The following is a 23888-nucleotide window of genomic DNA, read 5'->3' as shown; positions in this document are numbered from 1 at the left end:
GGCGGGTTATCGGGCGGGGCGGTACCAGCGGCCTCGGCGGTCCTGGGCGCGGTCCTTGTCCTCCCAGGCCTGGCCTTCGCGGGCGGCGCGGGTGGCGCTGCGGGAGCGCTGAACGCGGGCCTGGGTGCGGAGGTCGGTGGCCAACTGCTGGTCGTTGCCGGGGCGGAGGGTGCGGGCGAAGTCGCGCAGGCCCATCAGCTGCGCCTCGCGATCTGCTGGTCCAGGCGGCGGCGGACGTCTGCGCCGGCCTCGTAGTCGGTGCGGCAGGCCTGGACGGTGGCGGGCTGACGGAAGATCGGGTTCTCGCGCGGCGGTGCGGGGGTGGGCTGAGTGGTGGGCTGATCGGTAGCGTGTCCCATAGGACCTGCTCCTTCGTGATGGTTGTGGGTGGGTCCGCCCCCGGCCCGGGATCGCCAAATCAGCGGGCCGGGGGCTTTGTTGATCTACGGAAGGGCAGTGGCTCCCCGTCCGTTGTATGGGGACCGTACAGCGCTGTATGGTCCCCATGCAAGAGAGTCGGAGCGTGCCGCTTCCCGCCAGCAGGAGAGGAGCGGGCGTGGACGACGCGAGCGAGGAGGTACAGCGGGTGTCGGACGCCCTTGAGGAGGTCGACAAGATCGCCGACGTGGAGGAGCGCGTACGTGCGCGGAACCAGGTGCTGGCGCTTCAGGCCAAGAGGACGAAGACGTGGCACGAGGAGCGCCGGCAGTTGGTGCTGGAGCTGCGGGCTGAGGAGCCGCCTGTGTCGATCCGGGCGATCGCTGCGCGGCTGGCGATGTCGCCGGGGGTGGTGCAGGACATCGTCAGGGGGCACACCGGCTCGTGGGCGAATCGGAAGAAGGGCGAGGACTAGCCAGGCGCGTGAAGCTCCCGCGCGGTCGCGTGTAGGGGCTCTGGTGTTCCCGCTTAGGATCCGTGTTCGTGGCAGACATCCCCGACGAATTGATCAAGCTGGAGCAGGCTGCCGAAGAGGAGCGCGAGAAGCTCGCGGGCCTCGACGGCGATGAGTACGGCGCGCAGTGGAAGGCGTGGCGTACGGCGGCTGGAGTGTTCCAGGCCGCAGTCACCGAGTCCGCCTCGCGTGAGGACGTGACCATGTCGCGGTACGAGCTGGAGCAGGCGGTGAAGAAGGTGGTGCGGCATCCGGAGGAGGAGGCTTCGGCCGCGTAGCTGGGCATGCGAAGAGCCCCCGACCGTGATGGCCGGGGGCTCCGTCATGTCCGGGTCCTACACCTCGCGGTCCAGGATCCACGCCCGATGCTCTTGGCGGGCGTAGCCGCGCGGGTCGTCCAGCCAGCGCGGGTCGTGCGCGGGCAGCGGGCCCCGTCCGGTGTCGTCGAGCCGGTCGTGGGCGAGGAGTGCGCGGGCGTAGTGCACGGCGTCGTGGATGGTCTCGGCTGCCGCGATCGGATCACCACCGTCGCTGTCTGAGAGCCGGTCGGCTGCTGCCGCGCGGCGGACCATGTACTCGCGCCGACGCTCGTGGTGTGCGTCCTCGCCGATGTCGAGACCGAGCGCGTAGACAGCGGTCATCTCCCGGGCGATGCCCCAGTGCAGGTCGTGGGTCGTCATGGTGGTCACGCTACGGCCGAGGTGTCGGGCTGCGCCCAGATGTGGCCACATCCTGCGCACCGTGCGACCGGGTTGGTGCCGGCGCCGCCGTGGAGGGTGAGTGGGCCGCCGCATGTTGGGCATGGGCGGGCGAGGGTGGCCTTCTGTTCGCCGACGTCGAGGGCCTGCTCGATGCGTTGGGCGCAGCTGCGGGCGACGGCCGTGATGTGGTCGAGCTGGGGCGTGGCGAGCGGGCGGAACGGGCCGGGCGCGCCCTGCACTCTGCCGAGGAGCCACAGCGCGACAAGGGGCGCGGCGGGCCGGGTGCGTGTCCAGGACCAGCGGCGGGGGTCGCGCCGGTCCTGCATCACCAGCAGCTCGCGGCGGGCGCGGTCGGCCTTGGGGTAGCCCTGCGGGAGCAGGCCCATGACGGGGCGTTGGACGCTGCTCGCGATGGCGTCGGCGCAGTCGACGAGCTGCTCGTGGACGAGGCGCATGGTCTCGTGGATGTTCAGCCGGATCGGGATGGGGCGCTCGCCGATCTGGGCGGGGTCGCGCTCATCACCGACCGGGTGGGCGTGGCCCGGGTCTACGTCACCGCAGTGGGTGCAGCGGTAGCCGATGGTCCGGCCGTCGGGAGCGCGGAGGGTGGTGAGCTGCTGCGCATGGGTCTCTTCGTGCTCGTCGTCGGCCTGGTCGAGGGCGCGCAGGTGGTCGTTCATGCGGCCGGCGGGGGGCCACGTGGGTGCGGACCTGCCGCCGAGGGCGTCGACGAGGTCGGGCCAGTGGCGGATGACGGTGGTGAGGTGGCGGGTGGTGGTCATCGTCGTGGCTCCTGTGGTGCGGGGTACGGTGATGAGCCCCAGGGGGCGCGCCGGTCCGGCCAGACATCAGGCGCGCCCCTGCTGTGTGTTCAGGCGCGGCGGCGGATGTCCCGGATGGCTTCGGCGACGTGCGGTGGGTCCGGCTGCACGTGGATCTGCGCGCTGATGGCCGGGGCCGAGGTGGCAGCGCGGTCCTCCATGGCGCAGAGGAACGCGTCCATCTCGCGGCCTTCGGGGTGTTGGCCCCAGCCCCGGAGGCGGATCACTTTCACGCGCTCGTACGAGATCCCGCGCAGCTTGGAGAAGCGGGACGCGAACACCACCTCGGGGTCGTTCTCGCGGAGGCCGCTGTCTCGGCACCAGAAGCGGAACTCTTCGAAGTTGCGTGCGAGGACGACGAGGATGGGGCGGACGGGGCGGCCGAGGACGGGCATGGTCAGCGCCTCCTCTGCGGCGGTCCGTACGGGGACTGCCAGGCGGGCCGGTCGGCGGGCTTGACCGGCTGGCCGTCCTCGTCGATCAGCCCGGACTCGCGGAGCTGGCGGCCGAGCTGGGCGAACGACTCGGTGATGGCGCGGGCGACCGGGGCGAACGACTCGGCGAACTTGGCGAGCGCGGCGTGGAGTTCAGCCGAGCGCTGACGGAGCTGCTCGCGCTGCTCGTCGGTGATCTGGGCCTGGAGCATGGGTCAGCTCTCCTTGGGCTCGTCGAGGGCGGCGCGCAGTTCGATCAGGCGGGCGTCCCACCAGCGCGAGACGGATGTGCCGAGCGGCGGCGGCCCGGCCTTCACCCACTGCTCGTACAGGGCGTCGGCGGCCTCGGCGCGCTGCTTCTCCACCCGCCACTGCCGGTTGCGGAGGCTGATCTGCGCCCACAGGTTCTGGATCTGCGTGGGGTCGGCGCCGTTGGCTCGCAGGCCCGCGCGGAGGGTGCGCAATTCGGTCTCGGCGATGTCGGCGCGGAAGCTCTGCCTCTTGGCGGCCTTCTCGGCCTTCTCGGACCGCTTCCCGACGAGGACGGCGAGCCGTGAGGCCGCGGCTACCGAGTCGTCGGCCTCCTGCTCGGCCTTGGCCAGCCGGTCGTAGAGGGCGTCGAGTTGGTCGCTGTTGATCGTGTCGACGGTCAGGCGATCGCTCATGTGTCGTGGCCCTTCGTGGTGTCGGGGTCGAACGGTGCGGTGAGCGCGGCCTCGTCCTGGGCCGCCGTGGCGCCGACGGAGACGCGGACGACGCGGGCGGTGCGGTGGCCGAGGACCCAGCCGACGGCGAGCGCCAGGAGCACGGCGAGGGCTGGGCCGGCGGCGATGGTGACGCCGAGGATGCGGGCGGCGGTCACGGCTGTGTCCCGTCCTGCGGTGCCTCGGTGGCGCGCTGGGCCAGGTACGCCTTGAACTCGTCGACGGCCTGCCGGTCGCCGGGGGCGAGCCGGAAGTTCGGGTTGTTGCCGCACGGCGGGCCGCTGTCGGGCTTTGTGGGCTGCGCCTCGGCAGCCAGACGGCGCAGCTCGCGGATGACGAGGCGGGCGCCCTCGACGGCCGGGTCGGCGTTGCTGGGCTGCTTGCCGACGTACTGGTCCAGGTCGTCGGCGGCTTGAGCGAGGCTCACGGCGCGCGCCACGGAGGCAGCGGCGGCGGCGATGTTGCGGGGGTCGTCGAGGACCAGCTGCGGCATGTCCGGGTCGTCGCGAGTGCAGCGCTCCCAGACGGCGGCCGCGATGGCCTCCATGAGCGGGTCACCCTCGACCCACGGCGCGGGCGCGGCCTGATCCACAACCGGCGGGTCGAGGGGGAACGACAGCATCGAGTCGAGGAGTTCAGCGACGGCCGGCGCTTCCTCGTCGGCGGCCAGAACGGCGGCGTGGGCGTCCAAGCGCTCGGCGCCAATCCAGTTGTCCCGGGCGCCGTCGGCTCGCCACTGGGCGGCGAGGACGTCGGCGTGATGGGCGAGGAGCGCGGCGAGCTGGTCGCGGGTGAGGGCGATCCGGCTGGGGACGGGCGCGTTGGTCATGATCAGTCCTGTCTGTGCGCGTGGGCGGGCGGAACCGGATGAGCGGCGGGTCAGGCGGCGCCGTTGTGTTCGTCGTCGGTGGGGTGTTGTGGCCTGTCGGGGTGGCTTCCGGTGGCGGGGTCGCAGCCGACGTGGGTGTCGTAGCCGCGGTCTGTCCTGAAGTCGGGGAGGGGGGTGTGGCAGACGGTGCAGAGGGGTTCTTGGGGGTCTGCCTGTTCCGGAGTTCCCTCCCCGTTCCCCCTCTTCGAGGGGGGAACGTGGGGAACGGGGGGCGTTCCGGGTGTTTCCGCGACCGTTCCGGGAAACGTTTGACCTGGGGTTTTGTGTGTTCCGGGGTCTGTTCCGGGAAACGTTTCCGGGAAACGTCCGTCGGGGCGGTCTGCGGAAACGTTCCGGGAAACGTCGATACCGGGCGAATCGGACCGCGCTTTGCGGCGGCGGACGGCCTCGGCGATCTTCTCGCTGCTGCCCGGAACCTGACGGTCCGCGAGGGCCTGGCGGGCGATGCGGTTGCCGGCGGTGTCCGGTACGCCGGCGCCGTCGAGGGTGGCAATGATGTGCTCGACGGTGCCGGGGATGGAGGCCAGGCCCGAGACGGCGCCGGGCTCGTTCTCGTACGTCATGAGGACGTGGCGGGTGCCGCCGAGCGCCCAGTTCTCGCCGTCGCGGTGGGCTTGGCGGAGGATGACGAAGTTGTCGGGGCCGATGCCGGTGCGGGTGTGGGTGCGCTTCAGGACGAGGGTGCCGCCGCCCTGGTAGCCCAGCTCCCATACGTGGTCGACGTCCTGTGTCTTGGCGGAGGAGCCGCGGCCGCCGCGGTCCTTGTCCTTGCCGAAGTGGTCCAGGCGGACGGAGGCGATGCGGTCGCGCTTCAGGGGCAGCAGGGTGTGGCGGTAGAGGTTGAGCCAGGTGTCGGCGTCGTTCTCGGGGCCGGAGATGAAGCGGGAGACGGTGTCGATGACGACGAGTTCGGCGCCGGTGGCCTTGACGAGGGCGATGAGGTCGGCGCCCCCGCCTGCGGTGTCGAGGGGGCGGACGGGCGGGAAGCTGGCGTACTTGAGTTCGCCCATGGCGCGGGCGTTCGCGCCGAAGGACAGGAAGCGTTCCTGAACCTGTTCCTGGCCGTTCTCGGCGTCGAGGTAGAGGATCCGTACGGGCTTCTGGGGGGCGTCGCCGAGGAAGCTCTGCCCGGTGGCCATGCGCCACATCCACTCCTGCGTGAACAGGGACTTGCCGGCCTTTCCGTCGCCGACGAGGGTGATCTGCTGGCCCGGGCCCATGAGCTTGCCCGGCAGGAGCTGGATGGCGCCGAAGTCGGTGAGGAAGAAGTCGTCCCAGTTGAGCAGCGAGGCGACGAGGTGGGAGGGGCCGCGGCCGGTGTTCTCGCGGAGTTGTTCGCCTTGTTGGAACTCGGCGACGATCGCGGCGAGTTCGTCGCCGTCTGCTCCGCCTGCGATGGCCTGCTTGAGGATCGTGGAGTGGGAGTCGTATCGGCGCTGGCGGGCGGTCGCGGCGATGCGCTCGGCGAACGCTGCGGCCATGAGCGGGTTGATGGGGCTGCCGCCGAGCCGGTAGATGAGGTTGCCCTCGTTGACGCGGTGGAGCTGGCCCTGCTTTTCGATCTCGGCGCGGACGAGGGCCGGGTGGCATTGCTGGCCGGTGGCGTAGATGCCGGCGACGGTGTCCCAGATGAGCTGGTGGGATGGCTTGTAGAGGTCGTCGCGGCCGATGAGGAGGGAGCATTCGTCGTACGCCATCTTCTCGTGCATGACGACGCCGATGACGTACTCCTCGGCTTCCAGGTCGCAGGGGGGCACCTGTGTGAAGCCGTCCTTGTCCGCCTCGTTGCGCGGGATGTGGCGGACGTTCTCCACGTGCAGTCTCCTCAGAAGAGCGTGGTGGGTTCGGCGGGCGGGCAGCGGTGTTCGGTGACGTGGTCGCCGAGGTCGCAGTCGGGCGGGTGTCGGGGGCCGGTCCAGGTGAGTCGCCTGTGGCCGAGGCCGTTGGTGCGCAGGCACCAGATGAGCCGGTTCGGTTCCCGTAGTTCCGTCTGCTGTTCGGGTGTGAGTGGGGTGAGGTCGGCGGTCACGTTGAGGGCGGCTCGGTTGCCGACGAGCTGGGTGATGACGGGGGCCCGGCACGCGGGGCAGCGGGAGTCGGCGCTGCCCCGCGGCCGGGCGGCCATCAGGCGGGCGTCCCGTTCAGGACCGGCACGGTGATGTCGTCGCTGATCGTGTCGACGACGTCCGTGAAGGCGGTGCGCCGGATGTCGCCCGGGCGCTCCAGCTTGTAACCGAGCTGCAGCGGGCCGCCGTTGATGCGGTAGCGCAGGCGAGCAGTCAGCTTGTAGCCCTCGCTGCCCTCGAACGGCACCAGGCCGATAACGAAGGTCTCGGGGATGACCAGCTCGCCCTTCTGGCCGGCCTTCGCGGTGACGGTCTCGATGTACGCGAGCTTGCGCTCGCCGCTGGAGAGGCGGGTGCCGGACTGGAACTCGGCCTTGGCGACGCCCTGAATCGACTGGGCGATCTCCAGCATTTCGGCGGCGGCGGGCTCCAGCAGCTCGGGGAGGTGGTCCTCGATGAACTCGGCGAACTGTTCCTGGTGCATGAGCTTGCCGTCGAGGGCGATCCACTGCTTCCAGGCTTCGGTCTCGCGGAGGGCGAGGTGGAGGCGGTGGCCGCCCCAGCGGGCGGAGTCGGCCGTGTCCGCGTCGAGGACGGCGGTGATGGTGAGTTTCTCGGCGTCGGCGTAGACCTCGCTGTCGCCGTCGGCGTGCTTGCCGTAGTGGGCGAGGAAGGAGGCGGCGTCGCGGACGGTGGTCGTGCCGCGCTTGCGGTCGGGCTTGTCCTTGTACTGGTCGCCGGTGAGGTCAACCTGCTCGACGCCCCTGTGGGTGAGCCAGGCGTAGACCTTGCCCGCCTCCAGCTCGTTGGGCTTGGCGGCGAGGAGCGCGGTGTCGACGATGGTCTGTGCCTCGCCATTGGTGCTGCTCAGTTCGGTGTACGTCACGGTCAGGCGTCCTTGTAGTCGGTGGTGCTCGGGGCGGTCCGGAAGTCGAGTTGCGTCTGCCGGGGGTCCTCGCGGACGGGCATGCCGTCGTCGTCGAGGAAGTAGAGGGACTTGACCGGGGTGGGCTTGGGGGCCTTTACCGCGGACTCGATGCCGATCGGCATGGGAGCGGACTCGACGCCGTTGGCGGGCGGGTCGACGACGATGGTGATCGTCATGGAGCCCTTCTTGCCGTGGGCGCGGACGGCGTCGAGGAGGGTGTGGAACTCGGTGGACAGCTCCTCGTCGGTGCGGCCGTTGAGGTGGCTGGCGAGGAACGCGGCGACGGGTGCCTGCTGGATCTCGCCGGTGTCGGGCTGAACGGTCACGTGCTGGGTTCCTTCCGGTGGTTCACCGCGGCCTGGGCGGCGCGGTAGGTGTGCGGGCTGGAGCGGCGCCGGCCGGAGGCGATGGCTTTCTCGTCGAAGACCGAGGAGGCGGCGAGCGGCGACAGGGGGAGTGCGGAGGGGTGGCCGTAGCCGGGCTGCGGTTCGTCGAGTCCGGCTTCGGCCCAGGGGGAGTGGGTGTTGCACTTCCAGCCGGTGCGGTAGAAGCGGACGGGGCCGGTGTGGTCGCCGGTGAGGCCGTCGCAGGGCTCCGGGTCCCGGGCGCTCACGCGGCGACCTTGGTGGTGCCGGTGCGCCTGAGCCTGTTGTCCGCGTCGGTGTTGGCCTGACGGCAGGCGTCGCACGCGGCCTCGCCATCGCGGCGGTGGCGCTGGTAGCCGCCCCTGGTGCCGCACGGCGCGGGCTGCCGACTGGTCTTGGTCGTGCCAGTGCGGCGGAGGTTGTCGGCGTCCCTGTTCGCCTGGCGGCACGGGGCGCAGATCTCGGTGCCTTCGCGGAGGTGCCGCTGGTAGCCCGAGCGGGTGCCGCACTCCGCGCGCTTGCGCTTCGGCCGCTGCCCGGTCTTCCGCTTCACCAGCTCTTCGAAGACCAGCCGCCGCTGGTAGCCGGTGAGGCCGCCGCGGATGCCGTGTCGGTCGGCCTTGTTCGCGCTGCCCTCTTCGGAGAGCGCTTCCCTCAGGCAGGCCAGCCGGATGGGGCAGCGGTAGCAGATCCGGATGGCTTCGACGACGGCGGGCTTCTGCTCGGTGGTGTGGGCGAACCACAGTTCGTCGAGGCGGCCGGCGTACATCGGGTCGGTGCAGAGGGCCGGGGAGGAGGTCATCGGGCCACCGCCACGGTCTGCGTCGGCCACTGCACGCCATCCAGGGCGCGGCGCTGCTGCTGCGGCAGGTCGACCAGCGGGTAGCCGAGCCAGTCCAGGCCCATCGCGGCGAACACTGCGGCGTCGGCGGCGTCGTACTTGCCGGGGCCTTCGCACCAGATGCTGAGCCGCTCGGTGACGAACGAGCAGACCATGCCCTTGCAGATCCGGGCGCGCTTGTCGCGCGGGTGCTCCCTCGCAGGGTTGGCGACGCCGGTGGCGTAGGTGTACCGGCTCTGCGGGTTGGCCACGGCGAAGGGAATGCCACGGCGGTGGAGTTCGGTGGTGAGCACCCACCACAGGCCGGCGAGTTGGTGGACGGCCGAGCCCTTGGCGCCGCGGGCGACGTCTTCGATCACGACGAGGTCGGCGGCCTTGGTGCGGTCGGCGACTTCGCGGCGGAGGTAGTTGATGCGGGCGTGTCCGGAGAGGCCGGGGTGGCGGATGGCGTCGGCCCAGTCGGCTCCGGCGATGCCGAGGCTGTTGAGGCTGGCGTCGATGCCGATGACGAGGGGCCGGGGCCCGGCCGCCGTGATGGCGGTCGGAGCCTTGGGGGTGAGGTCGAAGAGGGTCGTCACGAGGAGGCCTCCTCGTACGAGGCCGGGTCGCGGCTCGGGTTGTGGCAGCTGAGGCAGATGAACTGCTTCGTGATCCGCACCCGCGTGTGGAGCGTGACGCGCCCTTCGGTGCTGCACAGGGCCGCGACCTTGTCGAGCGCGTCCATGGGGCAGGCGAGCAGCGCGGGCCGCCGGCGGTGTTGGCCGCGCGTCGTCTCGGGGCGCAGCAGGATCGCGGAGCCAGCGACCATGAGGGCGGCGGCAGCGATCAGGGAGGCGATGAAGCTCATGACCGACCACCGGCCTGCCGAAGGTCGTGCAGCTCGCGGGTGTCGGCGATGTGCGACGCCTGCATCTCCGTGAGCCGCTCGTCCAGTTCGCGGATCGTGCGCCGAGCGAGGCCGAGCTGACGCCGGAGTTCGGCATCGCCGAGCATGGGTTGCGGCTGCTGAACGGGGCTGTTCGGCTTGGCGTCCCGCAGTTGGTCCCGCTCTGTGCGCAGGCGGCCAATGGTGGTGAGGCGGTCGGCGGCGAGCTTCTCCGCGTCCTCGGCGTTCTTCTCGGTGCGCTGGAGCTTGGTCTGGAGGGCGGCGTACTTGGCGCCGCTGATCAGCTTCACGACGCACCCCCCACCGGGCGGACCGGCCATCCGCGGTCGACCGTGGCGTCCGGCTTCGAACGCCGGAGGAAGGACTCGTAGTTCGCGGCCCAGGCCTCATGCCACTGGACCTGCCAGCCGTGCAGGATCCGGGCGGGCACCTGCAACTTCTCGTGCGTCTCGGCGATCCTCAGGGCCACGTCGAGGGCGGCCTGGGCGTCGGCGTCCGCCGTGTGTGCGTCGGTGAGGTCGACGCCGTAGTGGGCAGCGAGGGACTCCAGGTTCCGGCGTCCCCTGCGGTACTTGTCGGCGGCCCGGTCGAGGACGAGCGGGTCGATGACCGGCTGTACTGCGCCGATCCGGTTGGCGACGGTGGGCACGCCGTGCCGGGCGCACTCGGCGTCGAGGAGGCTGAGGTCGAAGGGCGCGTTCATCACGACCAGCGCGGCCCGGCCGGCGGACAGTTCACCGGCGAGCGCGTCGGCGATCTCCTCGACGACCTGCTTCGCAGGGGTGCCGTGGGCGTGGGCGTGCTCGGTGGTGATGCCGTGGACGGCGGTGGCGGCGGCCGGGATCTCCAGGCCGTTGACGTCGGACAGCCAGCGCGTCACGTCGCCGTTCGCCCGGATGAGGGCGGCGGAGACGATGCGGCCGACGTCGATGCGGGTGCCGGTGGTCTCGCAGTCGTACGAGGCCAAGGGCGATCGGTGCCAGGGGAGTTCGACGTGCCCGGTGAGGTCGGGCTGGACGGGGGCGTTCACTCGGCACCGCCGTTGTACATCTCGATCGCGACCTCGATGCCGCCCCAGTTGTCGACCCCGGCGGCCTCCAGCGCGTTCAGCCACTCCAGGCGCTTTTCCAGATCGGCGACCTTGGCGCGCAGCTGCTCGGCCTCGCCGTCACCGGACTCGATCGCGGCCGGGGCGATGTCCGGCAGCACAGAGGCGAGACGCCCCTCACGCCAGGCCTGCGGAATAGCCGCCTTACCCACGTCCGTGATCGTCATCCGCGTGTACGCGGCCCGCCCCGACATCGCCACGCCAGGCACCTCGTGAATGACGCCCGTCTCGGGGTCCGCCCACTCGGCCACCCCGGCAGCGGTGACCTGGTCAAGGATCATCTTCTGGAACACGGGCCTGACCGAGGTGACGAACTTCCGCTCGATCTCGCTCTTGAAGCGGTCGCCGAAGCTGACCACCCAGGCGGCGAACGCCTCGGGGTCGGTGACGGCAGCGGCGGCCTTCGGCTGGACGAGACTGACGCTGCCGATGTCAGGGCCGTTGTCGTCGAGGCTGATGCTGATCTTCTGGGTGCCGGTCTCCGCCTTGGCGGCCTTCAGCCCGGCCTCCAACTCGTGCTTACCGGCCTTCAGGTGGTCGCCGATGGCCTTGTGGAGGGTGTCGAGGGCGGCGACGGTGCGCGCGGTGTCCTTGAGACTCATGTGCTACTCCTTGGGCGGGGCGCCCCTGATTTGGGCAGGGGCGCCCCAGTGGTGCGGGTGAGGGATCAGGCGGCGTGGCCGGTGAGGATCGCGGTCATCTCGCGGAGCTGCTGGGCGCCGGCCTGGGCGATGGGGATGCCGTAGGACTGCTCGAACTCGGCGTCGAGGTTGTCGAGACCGGCGGCCTTGGCGGCGGTCCGCAGCTGGTGCTCGGCGACGTCGGCCTCGGACGGTCCCTCGACAACGGACGGTCCCTCGGAAAGGGTCTCGACGATCTCGCCCTCGATGACCTCCCCCGAGCCGTCGCCGGTCTTCTCCGGTGCGGGCGCGGCGAGCTGCTTCCCACGGGCGATCAGGTACGCGCCCAACTCCGACAGTTCGCGGTCGACCTTCACCGTCTCGGCGAGGAGACCCTCGTCGCGCGCCTGCCGGTACAGGTCCTTCACGGCCCCCTGGTTCGAGGTCTGCGCGGCCACGTCGGCGATGTCCTGCGCGGGCTGCGACCGGCCCTTGACCGCCGTCGTTCCCTGCTGCCCATCGTTGGCCCACGGGTCGCCCTCGCCCGGCTGCACCTTCCGCAGATGCCGCTCCGGCGCCGGGTTGTCGGCCTGCGCCATCTCCTCAGCCGTGTACACCCCGGCCAAGTCGTGCGGGAACGCCTTCCGGAGTGCGAGCGCCTCCGCGCACTTCGCGATCTGGCCGGCGGGCATCTTGGCCCACAAGCCCTTCGGGTTGCCGTCCGGGAACGCCTGCACGTACTCGGAGAACCGGGCCACGGCGGAGAACCGCTGCCCGTTCCGGATCACAGTCGCCTTCGCGGCGGCCGGAGGAACGTCCGCCAGCCACACGTCCCGCCACTTCCCGGACGTGTCACACCACAGGGTGTCCTCGTAGCCGTACGAGCCGCCCGTCTGCGAGGTCACTCGCTGGGCGATGACGCGGTACCCGTCGATGCCGGTCTGCGGGGTGAAGACGTCCCGCTGTTCCTTCTTGCTGTACCGGCCGATGAGGTAGATCTGCCGGGAGAACGGGTCGAGGCCGGTCCTCTGGCAGAGGTGGAGGAAGCCGGACAGCTCGGCCTTGGTGACCGCGTCGCTGATGCCGGACTGGCGCAGGACGAGGCCTTGCTCCTCGGTCCACTGGGTCTGGTCGGGGCGGATGGCGAGTGCTCCGCCGGTCTTGGCGAGTTCGGCGCTCACGGGCGGCCGTCCTTCCGGTCGTTCGGGGTGTGGGTGCGGCTGATCAGGCCGAGGACGTCGGGCCAGCCGAGGAGGAGAGCGGCGGCGAGCGTGCTGAGGGCGGCGAACGCCCAGTCCAGGGCGGTCACTCGGCGGCGTCCTTGGCGAACCAGCAGCGGATCACCACAGCGATGCCGCGCCACTTCGCGTGCGAGGTCACGAGACCGCCGCGGTTCGTCGTCCGGCGCTGGTCGACGTCCAGGGCCTTCTGCCAGGCCGCCCACTGCTCCTTGGTGGCCATCAGGTCCAGCTCGATCGTCTGGAACGTCGGGTTGTACCGGGCATCGGCGTCCAGGGCAGGGGCAAGGGTCGTGACGTCGGAAGCGTCCTCGGCGCGCAGGGCGGTCGGGCAGCCTTCGGCGTGGCGGTCGAACCTCTTCGGGCAGCCGCACGGGTGGCACGGGTCCTCAGCAGGCTCGTCCCACGGAGCCGCCAGCGGGATGCCGAAGATGCTCCGCAGCTCCGACTGCGAGACGAAGTTCTCGCTGACCAGCTCCGGGGTACGCCCTCGCTGCCACCGCTGGCCCGCACGGAGACGCTCGGCCAGAGCCTGGCGCTGACCCTCCAGCTCGGCGATCCGGTCCCGGTCCACACGCAGCTGCTCGGCCGCCTCGGACAGGGACTCGTTCGTCGAGTGCCGCTCGGTCTCCAGCTCGGTGACGCGGTCGAGGGCCCGGAGCAGTGCCTCCTGCATCGCAGGCAGACCGGCCTCCAGGTCGGCGACCCGAGCCCGCAGTCGCTCCAGCTCGGCCGCGACCTCCGGGTCCAGCAACTGGCAGCTGTCCTCCAACGCCTGAGCCGCCTCCGTCTGCGGATCCGACGCCACGTCCCGCTCCCAGCGGGCCCGGATCGTCTCGGCCGCATGCGCGACCCGCTTCGCCGCACTCACGCCGACACCCCCGTCACGACCAGGGCCAGCGGCTCAGGCCGCAGCAGACCGCACTGGAGCGCCAGCGCGACCGCCTCAGCCGAGGACCGGACGCCGAACTTGCGGTACAACGACCACCGGTGCGTCTTCACCGTCGACTCGGCCATGAACAGCCGCCGCCCGGTGTCCACGGCCCGCTCGCCGAGGTACAGCCCACCCAGGACGTCCATCTCCCGCCGCGTGAGCGCGGGGATGTCAACCGGGGGCTCGAAGCCGCGCGCCACGTCGGCGGCGAGCGCCTGCACCTGCTGGACGGTCAGCGGCAGGTCGTGGCGGTCGGTGGCGTCCAGCATCAGCCGGAGGAGCCGGTCTCGGATCTCACTCATGCGGTCACCGCCGCGTCCGTCAGCGTCCACGCGACGACGCGCACGCCACGGACGTCCTCCCGCACGGCCTCGATGTAGACCGAGCCGTTCTCCCGGGTCACCATCGACTCGGTCAGCATCTGGTCATCGCGGAACTGGCGCAGGCTCGGGACGTCGCGGTGAAAGTAGAACCGGAGTTCGGGCTGCTTCGGCGCCCACGGGTGGACGGTGACGTCGAGGTTGGTGGGCAGGGTGCTCGACTTGCTCAGGATCTGCTCGGCCAGCGACAGGGCGGCCATGTAGCTTCCGCGCTGGGCGCTCACGCCGTTCTCAGCGATCGGTTCGGTAGTCTCGGTGGTCACGGTGACCTCTGCTTTCTCTGTTGTGTGGAGGCGCCGGTCGGGGGTCGCCAGGCCGGGCAAAGCTGGGCGGCCCTTCGGCGCGTTTCGGGGGTTGATCAGGAGGCGGCGGCGAGCTGCTCGCACTCGGCCATCCAGGCCTCGACGGCGTTCAGGTCGAAGCGGCGGATTTCCTTCTGCTGGCGGCCGGTCGTCTTCAGTCGCTTGACGGGCATCCCGTCCTCGATCCACCGCAGGACCGTCCAGTCGGAGACCTGGTAGTAGGTCTCCAGCTCGGGCTGGGTGAGCAGCGGGAGAAGGCCGGCCGGGAGGGGAACGCGGCGGTCACTCTTCCTGGGCATCAGGGGTTGACCTTTCTACTTTCACAGTCAAATGTGGGGGCATGTCGAAGAGGTCCTGGAGGGGCGCATTGACCCTCCTGTGCAGCGCCTGGGCGACGTACCACGCCGTGGTCCACTCGCAGGTGTCGCGGGCGGTCTTGCCTCGGCCGGTGATGCGTCCGACGGTCGCGGGGCTCACGCCCTTGCCCGCCGGATCCACCTCCTTCGTTGCCTCGGCCAGCTCCGGCCCGGACAGCCCTGCGGCGTCCATGGCGTCTCTCAGTGGCTTGCCTTTGCCCTTGCGGTGCAGCTTCGGCATGTGGCCCCCGTGCCAGGTTGTTTCTGCGTGACGCCCCAGGCTGGGGTGTTGTGACCTTTTTACAGTCACAGTCACAACCTTGTCAACGAGTCGTTCCGAGCGGTTCCGAGTCGTCTCGGGGGTAACGGCGGGGTGGCGCACGATTCGAAGGCATGTTCTAATCACCGGCATATGCAGTTCACAACGGCGCGTAGTCGGGGAGTCGCGCGCCGCATGGCTTTCCGCCAGGCTTCTACTTTTGCTTGCAAAAAGTAGAAGACTCAGGCCACCCTTAGCCCTGTGATTACTGGGGAGTCAGACGAGACCTTCGCGCAGGTCCTCTCGGAACTGATGGCCACCTACAAGGCCAACCAGAGCGACATCGCGCGCGCCGTCGACATGTCCCCGTCCGCCGTCAGCCTCTGGCTCAACGGCAAGAAAACCCCGCGCGACGCCGCCATCGCCAAGCTTGCCGAGGCCTACCCGAAGTACACGGTCCAGCGCCTCACCGCGGCCGCCGGCCGAAAGGCGCCCGCACCCCTGACCCCCGACCGCCGGGAAGTCGTCCTCGACGTCTTCGACCGACTCACGGAAGAGCAGCAGGAGTTGCTGCTGATCCAGGCGCGGGCCGTAGCGGACAGCAATCAGGGCTGATTGTCCGCCAAGAACTCGTCTGCAACCCTTGGGCTGGGTTGTGGGTCTACGCCAGACGGAGTCATTCACTCCCCGTGAAGGAGTGACCACAATCTTGCGCAGAGTGGTCGCATATTCACTCGACACGTATTACGGTCGGTCACACGTCGGCTCCTCCCCCTTTGGTCGGCACCTGTAACACGTGCAACCCGGGGGAGGAATGCCCATGTGCATCCGCGTCGAATACGTTCCGCGGGCCAGACTCGCCGAGCCATGGGACGCCGGCCGGAACGTCATCGTCCTACCTGATCACCTGATCGAGCCCTTCGCGCTTCGTGCGCTCCGCTTCCTTCTCGACGAACTCGACATCGAACAGGACGAGTTCGGTGCACTCTGCTGGTGCGGGAAGCCGATCGAGCTCCCCCGCGTTCCTTAGCAGCGAAGGAGTGGACAGGTGATGACCCATGGCGCGTAGGGCGTCGAACAACCCGCGGCAGATCCCATCGAAGGCGTGCGGCTGCAAGCGGTGCCTGGAGGAGTACCCGCCCGCCGAGCACGGCGAGCGCCGAGGCCGGCGCGACTGCATCGGCTCGTGGCAGGCCCGCTACCGGGACCTCGCCGGGAAGCAGAAGGCCCGGAACTTCCCCATCGCGGACGGCGGGAAGGCGGCCGCCGAGGACTTCCTCGACGAGACCCGTACGGCGGTCCGCCGGCGCACGTACCGGGATCCCGAGCGCGGGAAGGTCCTCCTCGGCAAGTGGTGGGAGGAGTTCTGGAAGGTCGAGGGCCGGAAGGGGGCGATCAAGACCCGCAACCGGAAGCACAGCCTGTGGACCGCCCACATCGGGCCCAAGTGGTCTGGGTACAAGCTCATCGACCTGGAGTACATGGCTCTGCAGCGGTGGCTGACGAACGAGGTGAAGGGCCACCGGACGCAGACTCAGGTGAAGCAGCTGCTTGCCGCTCTCCTGGACGCGGCTATCAAGGACGGGGAGCGGATCACCGTCAATCCGGCCGCTCACCTGGAGGCCACGGCGTCGAAGCGTACGAAGCACCCCGACGACCTGAAGCCCCCGACGGCGGCGCAGTACGCGCTCATCCACGCCGCGCTGCCGGAGTACTACCAGGTGATCCTCCGGGACTTCGCGTACGAGACCGGCATGCGGCCGGGCGAGTACGCAGGCCTGCGGCTGCACTGTGTGGACGAGGACGAGATGGTCGCCCACGTGCGGGAGATCCTCGTCCTCGACAAGGGGCGACTGTGCCGGCAGGAGGCGCCGAAGACGGAGGCCGGTTTCCGTACGGTGCCGCTGACGCCGACGGCGATGGACGCGATCCGCTTCATGAAGGAGAAGTGGAAGCCGAAGCGCACACGGTCGGCGGTCGGCGACGGCTACGACCTGCACACCGAGGAGCTGGTGTTCCGTGGGTCGCGCGGGGCGGCGCTGAACGTCAACAACCTTCAGCGGCCCTGGAAGCGTGCGATCACGCAGGCCGGTGTGGCGCGCAAGATTCTCGATCCGGAGACCGGGCGCACCGACTGGTGGCCGCGGCTGTACGAGTACCGGCACGACGTCGCGACCCGTCTGCATCACGCGGGCGTGGCTGAGGTCGACACTCGGGCGGTCCTCGGGCAGAAGCGCGGAGGGAAGGTCACGTGGATCTACACCCACGGCAGCGAGGGTGCCCGTGACCGCGTGCGTAAGGCTCTGACCGGGGAGGGAGGCGAGGGAAGTGGACTCCGGGCAGTTGAGTAGCCTTCCGGGCCCAGAATCCGCTAAGAGTCCACACGGACCCCTCGGAACGACTGGTGACCACTCGGAACGACTCGAATGGGGGCGCCGGATGTGAATCAGGACCACTCGGAACCACTCGGAACCACTAGAAACGGCTGGACGGAGGGATCGCCTGCCTTACAAGCAGGATGTCGGCGGTTCGAAACCGTCCGCGCCCACGCGATGACGAAGACCCCGGCCGGTCACGGCCGGGGTCTTCCGTGTGTCAGGACTCGTGGGCGTGCTTGAGCCGGGTCCTGGCGTCGACCTTCTCCTCGGTGGCGACCTCGGCCCAGAAGCGGTGGCAGCTCACGAACACCGCCAGCTCCCGCTCGCGCTCGCGGAGCTTCTCCACCTCGGCCTGCTCGTCGGGCGTCCATCCCGGCGAGGCGGGGCGCTCGACCTTCCGCCAGCCGTTGTCGTCACTGAAACCGTCCAAGGGCTCGACCGACCAGGGCAGCCGCTTCAGCAGTGCCAGGAGCTCGGCCCGGACCTGATGCAGCTCCTCCTGGCCGGCGAGGAGGTCACTGGGGAAGTCATAGGTCTTAGCCACGCGGCAATGGTACGCCTGTTCGATTTTGGGATGCGAGTTCCTTCTGTCACTTCGGGCACGGCTTCAGTCGAACGGGTGATGGGAGCGAAGAAGGGCGAAGCGGAGCCTTGGGGGAAGCGTCATCTGCTGAAGCTCATCCTTGGGGGACTTCGCTATCTTCGGTCCATGACCCTCGACGATCTTCGTGTCTTCGTCTCCGTGTGCCGGGCAGGGAGTCTCAGTGCGGTGGCCCGTGAGCTGGGGTGCACCCAGTCGGCGGTGAGTCAGCACGTGCGGCGGCTGGAGCGGGAGATCGGGGTCGGACTGGTGGAGCGGCAGGCCCGCGGGGTCGTGCCGACCCGGGCCGGGCGGGTGCTCCAGGAGGCGGCGGCCGAGGGCATCACCGGGCTCGATCTCGCGCTGCGCCGGCTGGCCGAGATGGTGCGCGGTGACGGCGGGGTCGTACGGATCGCCACCGGCGGCACCACCGTGCGGCACTTCATGGCGCAGGGCATCGTCGACTTCCGGCGCTCGTACCCGGACGTGGGCCTGGAGTTCCAGACCGTACGGTCGAGCGCCGGGTGCTGCGACGCGCTGGCCGACCCGTCCCGGGACCTCGACCTGTCGTGGCTGACCCTCGGGCCCGCCGTCCGTGGCATCGAACAGCGGGCCGTGGCGGAGCTGCCCTGGGTGCTCGCCGTACGCGCCGACGACGAACTCGCCGGGCGGGCAAGGGTGGAGGGCAAGGAACTGGACGGGATGCGGCTCATCGGGCTGCCGGAGAACTCCACCTCCTACGCCCATCTCGACGCCGCCTACCGCGAGTTGGGCATCACTGTCAGCCCCTCCGGCGCCGGTGTCGCCGACTGGGACACCGCGATCCTCCTCACCGAACTCGGCGTCGGCCACGCCGTCGTCCCCGCGCTCCCCGGCTGGACCGGCCCCGGCCATCCCGGGCTGCGCTTCGTCCCGGTCCCCGACCTGTCGCCGCTCACCGTCGGCTGGGCCGTACGGTCCTGGGAGGCGCTGTCACCGCCGGCCCGCGCCTTCGCCGACACGGTGGCCCGGCACGCGGTGCGGGTGGGAGGCGGGGTGCGGGCTGTCGAGGGGTGAGCGTGGGCGGTCGGGACTGAACTCGGCGGATCCGGAGGTGAGTTCGCCCGGCAGCGAGGGGGAGCCGGGGCGGGGTGGCCGGGCTCAGTGGCCCGCCGCCCGCAGTTCCTCCACCACCTTGGTCGCCACGGGGACCGGAACGCCGTGTCGTCGCGCCGCTCGGAGCAACGCGGCGCCGATCGCGTCCAGTTCGAGGGGGCGGCCGGCCTCGGCGTCGCGCTGCATGGAGGACTTGGTGGCGGGCGGGAAGGCGTCGTAGAGGCGCAGGGCCTCGGCCGGGTCCGCGGGGGCGCCGGAGGCCGCGCTGACCGCCGCCGTCTCCTCGGCCAGGGCTGTCAACTCCTCGCGGTGGCGGGTGCGGACCTCGCCGAGGGGCAGGCCGTAACGGGTCGTCAGCAGGGCGAACGGGGCCAGGAACGACATCTTCGCCCACAGCGCCGCCGTCTCGTCCGCCAGGACCCGGGTGTCCACGCCGGACCATTCGAGCGCTCCGGCAAGGGAGTTGAGGCGTTCCCGCGAGACCGTGTCGCCGGTCAGGTCGATCTCGGCGAAGGGGCTGCCGTGCTCGATGACGCCCGGGGCCACACGGGTCGACTCGGCGCGGATGGTGGCCGGGGCGATGTGCGCGGCGTCGCCGTAGTGGGCGCGGAGGAGCGCCGGGTGCTCGACGCCGTTCAGGAACGGGACGACCAGCGTGTCGGTGTCCAACGCCGCCGCCGGGAGCCGGTCCAGGGCCGCCTCCAGGGTCGTGTGCTTTACGGCGATCAGGGCCGCGTCGACCGGTTCGCGGAGCTCGGGCGCGGTCTCCACGCGGGCGGTGAACTCCCCGAAGCGGGCGCTTCTGACCTGGATGCCGTTCCTCTCCAGGGTGCTCGCCGTCTCCTCCCCGGCCAGGCAGATCACGCGGTTCCCGGCGCGGGCCAGCAGTGCGGCGAGCAGGCCGCCCACGCCGCCCGGGCCCAGTACCGCCACCGTGAGCCGTTCGTTCGTCATGATCCCCTCGTTTCTGTCGGTCGAGTCGGCCTCGATGATGATCACAAGGGGTGGAGAACCCAGTCAATCCTCGGAGGAACTTGCCGATACCCAAGGCTGTGCTTTGGGAGGGGCGTGACCTGCGCCGTCGGCCTGGGATTGGGCGGGGATGCGCGCGAGACTGGTTCCATGTGCCGCAGCATCAAGACTCTCCGACCGCCCGTCCTCCCCGAAGAGGCCACCGAGGACGACATCCGCGCCGCCGCCCTGCAGTACGTCCGCAAGGTCTCCGGCTTCCGCGCGCCCGCCGCGCACAACCGGGAGGTGTTCGAGCGGGCGGTGGACGCGGTCGCCGAGGCCACGGCCGAGTTGTTGGCGGGGTTGGAGGTACGGGGCGCCTCCCGGAGCGCGGGGTAGTCCTTCGCCCCCCGTCAGGTCGAATTTGGCGGCAGCCCCTGGACGGGGGAGGGGCGGCGGGGGCGAAGAAAAGTGCCCGGACCGCCGGAGGTCAGCCGCTGACGCGAGGGCGGCGCATGAAGTACGCCGCCGCCGCGCCCGCGCCGAAGAGCGCCGCCAGGGAGACGGCCGTCGCGAGCCATGTCGGGCCGAGCCACTGTGCGCCGAGGTAGCCGAGGGCGACGCTGTACGCGGCCCAGGTGAGGCCGGCCACCGCGGACCAGGGGAGGAAGTCGCGGGCGCGATGCCGGGCGGCGCCCGCACCGAGGGAGACGACGGAGCGGCCGGCGGGGGCGAAGCGGGCGATGACGACCAGGAGGCCGCCGCCCCGGGCGAGCGCCGCGCCGAGACGTTCCTGCGCGGTCGTCAGACGTCGGGAGCGGGCGATGGCGCGGTCGAGGCGCGCGCTGCCCCGCCAGGCCAGCCGGTACGCCACGAGGTCACCGAGCACGGACGCGGTCGCCGCGGAGAGCATCAGCACCAGGATGTCGGGAACCTCGCGGGGCATCGCGCCCGCCGCCGTCTCGGCCGCTGCCGCCGTGGCCGCCGCGACCACCAGGACACCGCTCGGCAGGACCGGGAGGAACACGTCCAGCACGATGGACGCGCCCACAACGGCGTAGATCCATGGGCCGGCGGCCAGCCAACCCAGACTCTCAAGCACCGAACACTCTCCTGTTTTCCCCCGACGTCACGTCGACCCGTGACAGCCGAACAGCGTACGCCCCGGGTATGACACACGGCTCACAGGGGCTCATGTGTCCGTCACACCACGTTCATTCGGACGGCTCAGTTCGGACTGCTCGGTGACAGCGTCCCCGTGGGAGTGAAGGGGGTCAGGGAGAACAGGAGAGTCAGGGCGATCGATCGAGAACGGGCCGCCGGGGCGCGTGGCACCCCGGCGGCCCGTTTCGTGCGACCCGCGATCAGGCCGGGCAGGTCGAAGCAGCCGGGTCAGGCCGCCACAGGCGCCTTGTTCTCGGCGGTCTTGTCCGCGGCCGCGGCCTGGCGCTTGCCGAAGAGCCGGTCGAGACCGAACGCGCCCGAGCCGGTGAAGATCAGCAGGAACATGGCCCAGCAGTAGAGGGCCGCGGCCTCACCGCCGTTCTCGACCGGCCACAGGGTCTGCGGCTGGTGGACCTTGAAGTACGCGTAGGCCATGGCGCCCGAGGCGATGAACGCCGCGAAGCGGGTGCCGAGGCCAAGGAGGACCAAGGCGCCGCCGACGAGTTCGATGACGCCCGAGTACCAGCCGGGCCAGGTGCCGGCGGGGACGGTGCCGCCCTGTCCGTCCGCGCCGCCCAGCACGCCGAAGAGCTTCTGGGCGCCGTGGCAGGTGAAGAGCAGGCCGATGACGATACGGAAGAGACCGAGGGCGTATGGCTGGGCGCTGTTGAGGCGTCCGGTCATTGTGGGGGACTCCTTCGGTAGTGACCCGGTCCTTGTGGGACCGGTGGGGACGGTTATTACCGGTGGGTCACTCACGTTAGGCAGACCTAATCGATACTTGCAAGTTCAACATTTGGCCAGCTCTTCAGCTGTGCTTGAGCGGCCTTTTGGCATGTCGTCGCACGTAGAACGGCCCGCGCCACCGCATCCGCGTCCGAAAGTGTGACCGAATCCACGCCCGGTCGGGCACCCGCCGCCGTCACCCAGTGCACGCCCTCCGTGGGTACCCCGAAAGCGAACCGCCATGCGTGCGCGGCGCCCTGACGGTCGATCAGACGATACGGCCGCGGTGTTACGTCCAGCCCGCCCGTCTCGTAACCATCCACGCGGTGCGGGCGGCACCCGCCCGTCCGCAGCAGGCCTGCGAGCAGATCGTCGGCGGTCCTGCGCAGGTCCGGCTCCGGGAGGCGGGCCTCGACGACCGTCGTCACCCGGACCGCCGACCCCGGCACCTCGGGCGAGTGCGCCAGCCAGGCCCCGTCCTCCGGCCGTACCTCAAGGCGGGGGCCGAGCACGGTCAGGACGCCCGCCTCGATCAGCGCGGACATCTCCTCGATACGGCGGCGGGGCGGGCCGATGGACAGGAACGCGTTCAACGGCGTGTACCAGCGGTCCAGATGCTCCCGGCGCGACGCGCCCGCCAGTCCGCCGTGGTCCACGATCAGCCGTAGTTCGTTCCGCAGGTCCCGCAGTACGTCCAGCGCCGCTTTCATCGGCCCCTCGACGTTCCCGAGCGCGGCCTGCGCGGCGTCCTCCCGCAGATACCCCAGCAGCCAGCCCCGCCAGTCCTCCGGGCCCGCGAACACCCGTCCCGTATACGGCCGCGAAACCCGGCCCCACGACCAGCGTTCGGCCTCCGGGACCCCGAACTCGTCGAGAACGGCGGCCTCTTCGGGGGAGCGGTGGGGAGTGGTGAGAAAGCGGTCGCGGAAGAGGTCGCGGGACGCCTTGTCGACGGGGCCGTCGCAGGGCGCGTCGAAGAGGTCGCCCGATGGACCGCGAAGCGACTCGTACGGCGTATCGCCACGCGAACCGCCCTGGCAGTCGCTACGGGAATCGTTGCGGGATGCACTACGGGAATCGTTGCGGGAAACGTGGCACGTGGCCGAATCCGCTGACCCCAACACCCCCTCGTAGTAGACCGTTTCGACTTCCTTCGCCACCAGCGGCCATATCTCCGCGAGGAAGTCCGGCGCCTCCCCGGAGTCCGCGCGTTTGCGGAAGCCCGCGATCACCTCGGGGGTCAGGACGAGCGGGGTGTGGCGGCCGTAAGGGCCCTTGGCGTTGTCGCCGCGTGCCTGGTACGGGACGCCGCGCCGGGAGCCCGCGTACAGGCGGGGCTCGCGGCCGGAGGGGACGTACCGCAGGCGCCGCTTCTCCCGGGATCCGTCGTCGCGGTCGTCGTGTACGAAGCGGCCGCCCCGGCCGGTCGTCAGCAGGGCCATGTGATCGAAGAAGTTGAGGCCGAGGCCGCGCAGGAGGACCGGTTCGCCCGGTGCCATGGGGGAGAGGTCGAGGTCGGCCGGGTTGGCGGGCGGGAAGTGGCGCAGGCCGTGGCGGGCGGCGTACGCGGTCAGGTCCCGTTCCGCCCGGTCCGGGACCGTGGGGAGGTGGCCCTGAGTGAGGACCACGGCGGCCAGGTCGGTCAGCACGCGGCCGGTGGCGAGGGTGAGCCGCTGGCTTCCGTCGGGGGCGTCGTCGAGGCGGACCGCGCGGGTGCCGTGGACCTCGACCCGGATCTCGGGCGGCGCGCCGCGCACCACCTCGGCGAAGACCCACTCCAGATAGCGGCCGTACTGGGCCCGGGTCGGATAGTCGTCGGGTCCCAGCTCGCCCGACTCGCCCAACCCGTCCGACTCGCCCAACCCGTCCGACTCGCCCAACCCGTCCGACTCGCCTGACGCGTCCGCCCCGCTCGGCGCGCCCGCCTCCCGGGTCGCCCACTCGTACAGGCTCGGGCCCGGGCGTATCGGACCCGAGCAGTCCACGCTCTCGTCGGTGAAGAGGGTGACCTGGGAGGCCACGGTGTTCATCAGCAGATGGGGGGACTGGGCGGTGCGCCACACCCGGCCCGGGCCCGGCGGCGCGGGGTCGATGACGTGGACGGTCAGCCGGGTGCCGGGGCGGAGCAGTTCGGGGGCGGAGGCGCAGAGACGTTCCAGGACGCTGGTGCCGCGCGGGCCGGCACCGACGAGAGCGATGCCGATGTCACTGATCCCTGGAAAATCGGACAAGGGGGTAACTCCCGTGCGAGTGGGGCGCATCGTGGGGCG

General features: G+C 70.7%; 39 protein-coding genes and 1 tRNA gene. 8 read left to right on the top strand and 32 right to left on the bottom strand.

Features of this window, described 5'->3' with window-relative positions:
* Positions 1-6: 6 nt before the first annotated feature.
* On the bottom strand, positions 7-195 hold the full coding sequence (locus JIX55_RS15955) for a hypothetical protein (protein ID WP_257563991.1): 189 nt from the start codon (positions 193-195) through the stop codon (positions 7-9).
* Positions 195-359 (bottom strand): hypothetical protein, encoded by a 165-nt coding sequence (locus JIX55_RS15950; protein ID WP_257563990.1) that lies wholly within the window; start codon positions 357-359, stop codon positions 195-197. The genes JIX55_RS15955 and JIX55_RS15950 overlap by 1 nt, the downstream gene beginning before the upstream one ends.
* A gap of 197 nt (positions 360-556) precedes the next feature.
* Here JIX55_RS15950 and JIX55_RS15945 point away from each other — a divergent pair, with 197 nt between their 5' ends.
* Both JIX55_RS15945 and JIX55_RS15940 read left to right on the top strand, forming a co-directional pair.
* Positions 557-853, top strand: a complete 297-nt coding sequence (locus JIX55_RS15945) for a hypothetical protein (RefSeq protein WP_257563989.1) — start codon at positions 557-559, stop codon at positions 851-853.
* A gap of 68 nt (positions 854-921) precedes the next feature.
* Complete coding sequence (locus tag JIX55_RS15940; protein WP_257563988.1) at positions 922-1170, top strand: hypothetical protein; 249 nt, start codon at positions 922-924, stop codon at positions 1168-1170.
* Between the two features lie 57 nt (positions 1171-1227).
* Here the strand turns inward: JIX55_RS15940 and JIX55_RS15935 are convergent, their stop codons facing one another.
* The 25 genes from JIX55_RS15935 to JIX55_RS15815 form a co-directional block, all read right to left on the bottom strand.
* Entirely contained in the window at positions 1228-1572 is a 345-nt protein-coding gene (locus JIX55_RS15935; RefSeq protein ID WP_257563987.1) for a hypothetical protein, read from the bottom strand.
* Positions 1573-1577: 5 nt separating this feature from the next.
* Positions 1578-2375, bottom strand: a complete 798-nt coding sequence (locus tag JIX55_RS15930; RefSeq protein ID WP_257563986.1) for a hypothetical protein — start codon at positions 2373-2375, stop codon at positions 1578-1580.
* An 89-nt stretch (positions 2376-2464) separates the two neighbouring features.
* Positions 2465-2809, bottom strand: coding sequence for a hypothetical protein (locus JIX55_RS15925; protein WP_257563985.1), 345 nt, complete (start codon positions 2807-2809; stop codon positions 2465-2467).
* 2 nt (positions 2810-2811) lie between these two features.
* The gene (locus JIX55_RS15920; RefSeq protein ID WP_257563984.1) at positions 2812-3060 is read right to left on the bottom strand and encodes a hypothetical protein; all 249 of its coding nucleotides are present in this window, start codon (positions 3058-3060) and stop codon (positions 2812-2814) included.
* A gap of 3 nt (positions 3061-3063) precedes the next feature.
* The gene (locus JIX55_RS15915) at positions 3064-3513 is read right to left on the bottom strand and encodes a hypothetical protein (protein WP_257563983.1); all 450 of its coding nucleotides are present in this window, start codon (positions 3511-3513) and stop codon (positions 3064-3066) included.
* A complete protein-coding gene (locus JIX55_RS15910; protein WP_257563982.1) occupies positions 3510-3710 on the bottom strand; it encodes a hypothetical protein in 201 nt (66 codons plus the stop codon). Before JIX55_RS15910 ends, JIX55_RS15915 begins: the two co-directional genes overlap by 4 nt.
* On the bottom strand, positions 3707-4381 hold the full coding sequence (locus JIX55_RS15905; RefSeq protein WP_257563981.1) for a hypothetical protein: 675 nt from the start codon (positions 4379-4381) through the stop codon (positions 3707-3709). The genes JIX55_RS15910 and JIX55_RS15905 overlap by 4 nt, the downstream gene beginning before the upstream one ends.
* Positions 4382-4431: 50 nt before the next feature.
* The gene (locus tag JIX55_RS15900; protein ID WP_257563980.1) at positions 4432-6255 is read right to left on the bottom strand and encodes an AAA family ATPase; all 1824 of its coding nucleotides are present in this window, start codon (positions 6253-6255) and stop codon (positions 4432-4434) included.
* A gap of 11 nt (positions 6256-6266) precedes the next feature.
* Positions 6267-6566 (bottom strand): hypothetical protein, encoded by a 300-nt coding sequence (locus tag JIX55_RS15895; RefSeq protein WP_257563979.1) that lies wholly within the window; start codon positions 6564-6566, stop codon positions 6267-6269.
* A complete protein-coding gene (locus tag JIX55_RS15890; RefSeq protein WP_257563978.1) occupies positions 6566-7393 on the bottom strand; it encodes a YfdQ family protein in 828 nt (275 codons plus the stop codon). Before JIX55_RS15890 ends, JIX55_RS15895 begins: the two co-directional genes overlap by 1 nt.
* A 2-nt stretch (positions 7394-7395) precedes the next feature.
* Positions 7396-7761 carry a hypothetical protein gene (locus tag JIX55_RS15885; protein ID WP_257563977.1) on the bottom strand — a complete coding sequence of 122 codons (366 nt, stop codon included), beginning with the start codon at positions 7759-7761 and terminating at the stop codon, positions 7396-7398.
* The gene (locus JIX55_RS15880) at positions 7758-8048 is read right to left on the bottom strand and encodes a hypothetical protein (protein ID WP_257563976.1); all 291 of its coding nucleotides are present in this window, start codon (positions 8046-8048) and stop codon (positions 7758-7760) included. Before JIX55_RS15880 ends, JIX55_RS15885 begins: the two co-directional genes overlap by 4 nt.
* Positions 8045-8602 carry a WhiB family transcriptional regulator gene (locus JIX55_RS15875; RefSeq protein ID WP_257563975.1) on the bottom strand — a complete coding sequence of 186 codons (558 nt, stop codon included), beginning with the start codon at positions 8600-8602 and terminating at the stop codon, positions 8045-8047. The genes JIX55_RS15880 and JIX55_RS15875 overlap by 4 nt, the downstream gene beginning before the upstream one ends.
* Positions 8599-9219, bottom strand: a complete 621-nt coding sequence (locus tag JIX55_RS15870; RefSeq protein ID WP_257563974.1) for a hypothetical protein — start codon at positions 9217-9219, stop codon at positions 8599-8601. The genes JIX55_RS15875 and JIX55_RS15870 overlap by 4 nt, the downstream gene beginning before the upstream one ends.
* Entirely contained in the window at positions 9216-9488 is a 273-nt protein-coding gene (locus tag JIX55_RS15865) for a hypothetical protein (RefSeq protein WP_257563973.1), read from the bottom strand. The genes JIX55_RS15870 and JIX55_RS15865 overlap by 4 nt, the downstream gene beginning before the upstream one ends.
* Complete coding sequence (locus JIX55_RS15860) at positions 9485-9817, bottom strand: hypothetical protein (RefSeq protein ID WP_257563972.1); 333 nt, start codon at positions 9815-9817, stop codon at positions 9485-9487. The genes JIX55_RS15865 and JIX55_RS15860 overlap by 4 nt, the downstream gene beginning before the upstream one ends.
* Positions 9814-10557, bottom strand: a complete 744-nt coding sequence (locus JIX55_RS15855) for an exonuclease domain-containing protein (RefSeq protein ID WP_257563971.1) — start codon at positions 10555-10557, stop codon at positions 9814-9816. The genes JIX55_RS15860 and JIX55_RS15855 overlap by 4 nt, the downstream gene beginning before the upstream one ends.
* Positions 10554-11237 (bottom strand): hypothetical protein, encoded by a 684-nt coding sequence (locus JIX55_RS15850; protein WP_257563970.1) that lies wholly within the window; start codon positions 11235-11237, stop codon positions 10554-10556. The genes JIX55_RS15855 and JIX55_RS15850 overlap by 4 nt, the downstream gene beginning before the upstream one ends.
* Before the next feature lie 65 nt (positions 11238-11302).
* Entirely contained in the window at positions 11303-12436 is a 1134-nt protein-coding gene (bet, locus tag JIX55_RS15845; RefSeq protein ID WP_257563969.1) for a phage recombination protein Bet, read from the bottom strand.
* Positions 12433-12564 carry a hypothetical protein gene (locus JIX55_RS15840; protein WP_257563968.1) on the bottom strand — a complete coding sequence of 44 codons (132 nt, stop codon included), beginning with the start codon at positions 12562-12564 and terminating at the stop codon, positions 12433-12435. The genes bet and JIX55_RS15840 overlap by 4 nt, the downstream gene beginning before the upstream one ends.
* Positions 12561-13364, bottom strand: a complete 804-nt coding sequence (locus JIX55_RS15835) for a hypothetical protein (protein ID WP_257563967.1) — start codon at positions 13362-13364, stop codon at positions 12561-12563. The genes JIX55_RS15840 and JIX55_RS15835 overlap by 4 nt, the downstream gene beginning before the upstream one ends.
* Positions 13361-13729, bottom strand: coding sequence for a helix-turn-helix domain-containing protein (locus tag JIX55_RS15830; protein ID WP_257563966.1), 369 nt, complete (start codon positions 13727-13729; stop codon positions 13361-13363). Before JIX55_RS15830 ends, JIX55_RS15835 begins: the two co-directional genes overlap by 4 nt.
* On the bottom strand, positions 13726-14070 hold the full coding sequence (locus JIX55_RS15825) for a hypothetical protein (protein WP_257563965.1): 345 nt from the start codon (positions 14068-14070) through the stop codon (positions 13726-13728). Before JIX55_RS15825 ends, JIX55_RS15830 begins: the two co-directional genes overlap by 4 nt.
* 95 nt (positions 14071-14165) lie before the next feature.
* Entirely contained in the window at positions 14166-14408 is a 243-nt protein-coding gene (locus JIX55_RS15820) for a hypothetical protein (RefSeq protein ID WP_257563964.1), read from the bottom strand.
* Positions 14392-14706: an XRE family transcriptional regulator gene (locus tag JIX55_RS15815; protein ID WP_257563963.1), complete on the bottom strand. Its 315-nt coding sequence runs from the start codon at positions 14704-14706 to the stop codon at positions 14392-14394. Before JIX55_RS15815 ends, JIX55_RS15820 begins: the two co-directional genes overlap by 17 nt.
* 279 nt (positions 14707-14985) lie before the next feature.
* On the opposite strand from JIX55_RS15815, the gene JIX55_RS15810 reads away from it, so the two are divergent.
* The 4 genes from JIX55_RS15810 to JIX55_RS15795 all read left to right on the top strand — a co-directional run bounded on the left by JIX55_RS15810 (position 14986) and on the right by JIX55_RS15795 (position 17272).
* A complete protein-coding gene (locus tag JIX55_RS15810) occupies positions 14986-15339 on the top strand; it encodes a helix-turn-helix domain-containing protein (RefSeq protein ID WP_257563962.1) in 354 nt (117 codons plus the stop codon).
* Between the two features lie 205 nt (positions 15340-15544).
* Positions 15545-15754 carry a hypothetical protein gene (locus JIX55_RS15805; protein WP_257563961.1) on the top strand — a complete coding sequence of 70 codons (210 nt, stop codon included), beginning with the start codon at positions 15545-15547 and terminating at the stop codon, positions 15752-15754.
* A 28-nt stretch (positions 15755-15782) separates the two neighbouring features.
* The gene (locus JIX55_RS15800) at positions 15783-17075 is read left to right on the top strand and encodes a site-specific integrase (RefSeq protein WP_257563960.1); all 1293 of its coding nucleotides are present in this window, start codon (positions 15783-15785) and stop codon (positions 17073-17075) included.
* A gap of 126 nt (positions 17076-17201) precedes the next feature.
* Positions 17202-17272: transfer RNA gene (locus JIX55_RS15795), tRNA-Val, on the top strand.
* A 47-nt stretch (positions 17273-17319) separates the two neighbouring features.
* Here the strand turns inward: JIX55_RS15795 and JIX55_RS15790 are convergent.
* Positions 17320-17646, bottom strand: a complete 327-nt coding sequence (locus JIX55_RS15790; RefSeq protein WP_257563959.1) for a hypothetical protein — start codon at positions 17644-17646, stop codon at positions 17320-17322.
* Positions 17647-17811: 165 nt separating this feature from the next.
* Here JIX55_RS15790 and JIX55_RS15785 point away from each other — a divergent pair, with 165 nt between their 5' ends.
* The gene (locus JIX55_RS15785) at positions 17812-18738 is read left to right on the top strand and encodes a LysR family transcriptional regulator (protein ID WP_257563958.1); all 927 of its coding nucleotides are present in this window, start codon (positions 17812-17814) and stop codon (positions 18736-18738) included.
* Between the two features lie 84 nt (positions 18739-18822).
* Here JIX55_RS15785 and JIX55_RS15780 read toward each other — a convergent pair whose 3' ends face one another.
* Positions 18823-19731 (bottom strand): ketopantoate reductase family protein, encoded by a 909-nt coding sequence (locus JIX55_RS15780; protein WP_257563957.1) that lies wholly within the window; start codon positions 19729-19731, stop codon positions 18823-18825.
* Positions 19732-19899: 168 nt separating this feature from the next.
* Here JIX55_RS15780 and JIX55_RS15775 point away from each other — a divergent pair, with 168 nt between their 5' ends.
* Complete coding sequence (locus tag JIX55_RS15775; RefSeq protein ID WP_257563956.1) at positions 19900-20127, top strand: DUF2277 domain-containing protein; 228 nt, start codon at positions 19900-19902, stop codon at positions 20125-20127.
* A gap of 91 nt (positions 20128-20218) precedes the next feature.
* On the opposite strand, the gene JIX55_RS15770 is transcribed toward JIX55_RS15775, so the two are convergent.
* From JIX55_RS15770 to JIX55_RS15760, 3 genes are all read right to left on the bottom strand, one after another.
* The gene (locus JIX55_RS15770) at positions 20219-20830 is read right to left on the bottom strand and encodes a DedA family protein (protein ID WP_257563955.1); all 612 of its coding nucleotides are present in this window, start codon (positions 20828-20830) and stop codon (positions 20219-20221) included.
* Positions 20831-21120: 290 nt separating this feature from the next.
* Complete coding sequence (locus JIX55_RS15765) at positions 21121-21576, bottom strand: DoxX family protein (RefSeq protein WP_257563954.1); 456 nt, start codon at positions 21574-21576, stop codon at positions 21121-21123.
* 86 nt (positions 21577-21662) lie between these two features.
* Entirely contained in the window at positions 21663-23879 is a 2217-nt protein-coding gene (locus JIX55_RS15760; RefSeq protein ID WP_443046425.1) for an FAD/NAD(P)-binding protein, read from the bottom strand.
* Positions 23880-23888 lie beyond the last annotated feature (9 nt).

This window comes from Streptomyces sp. DSM 40750 (genome assembly GCF_024612035.1).
GTDB lineage: Bacteria > Actinomycetota > Actinomycetes > Streptomycetales > Streptomycetaceae > Streptomyces.
Note: the sequence above shows the minus strand (reverse complement) of the source record. Positions and strands in the feature narration are given on the sequence as shown.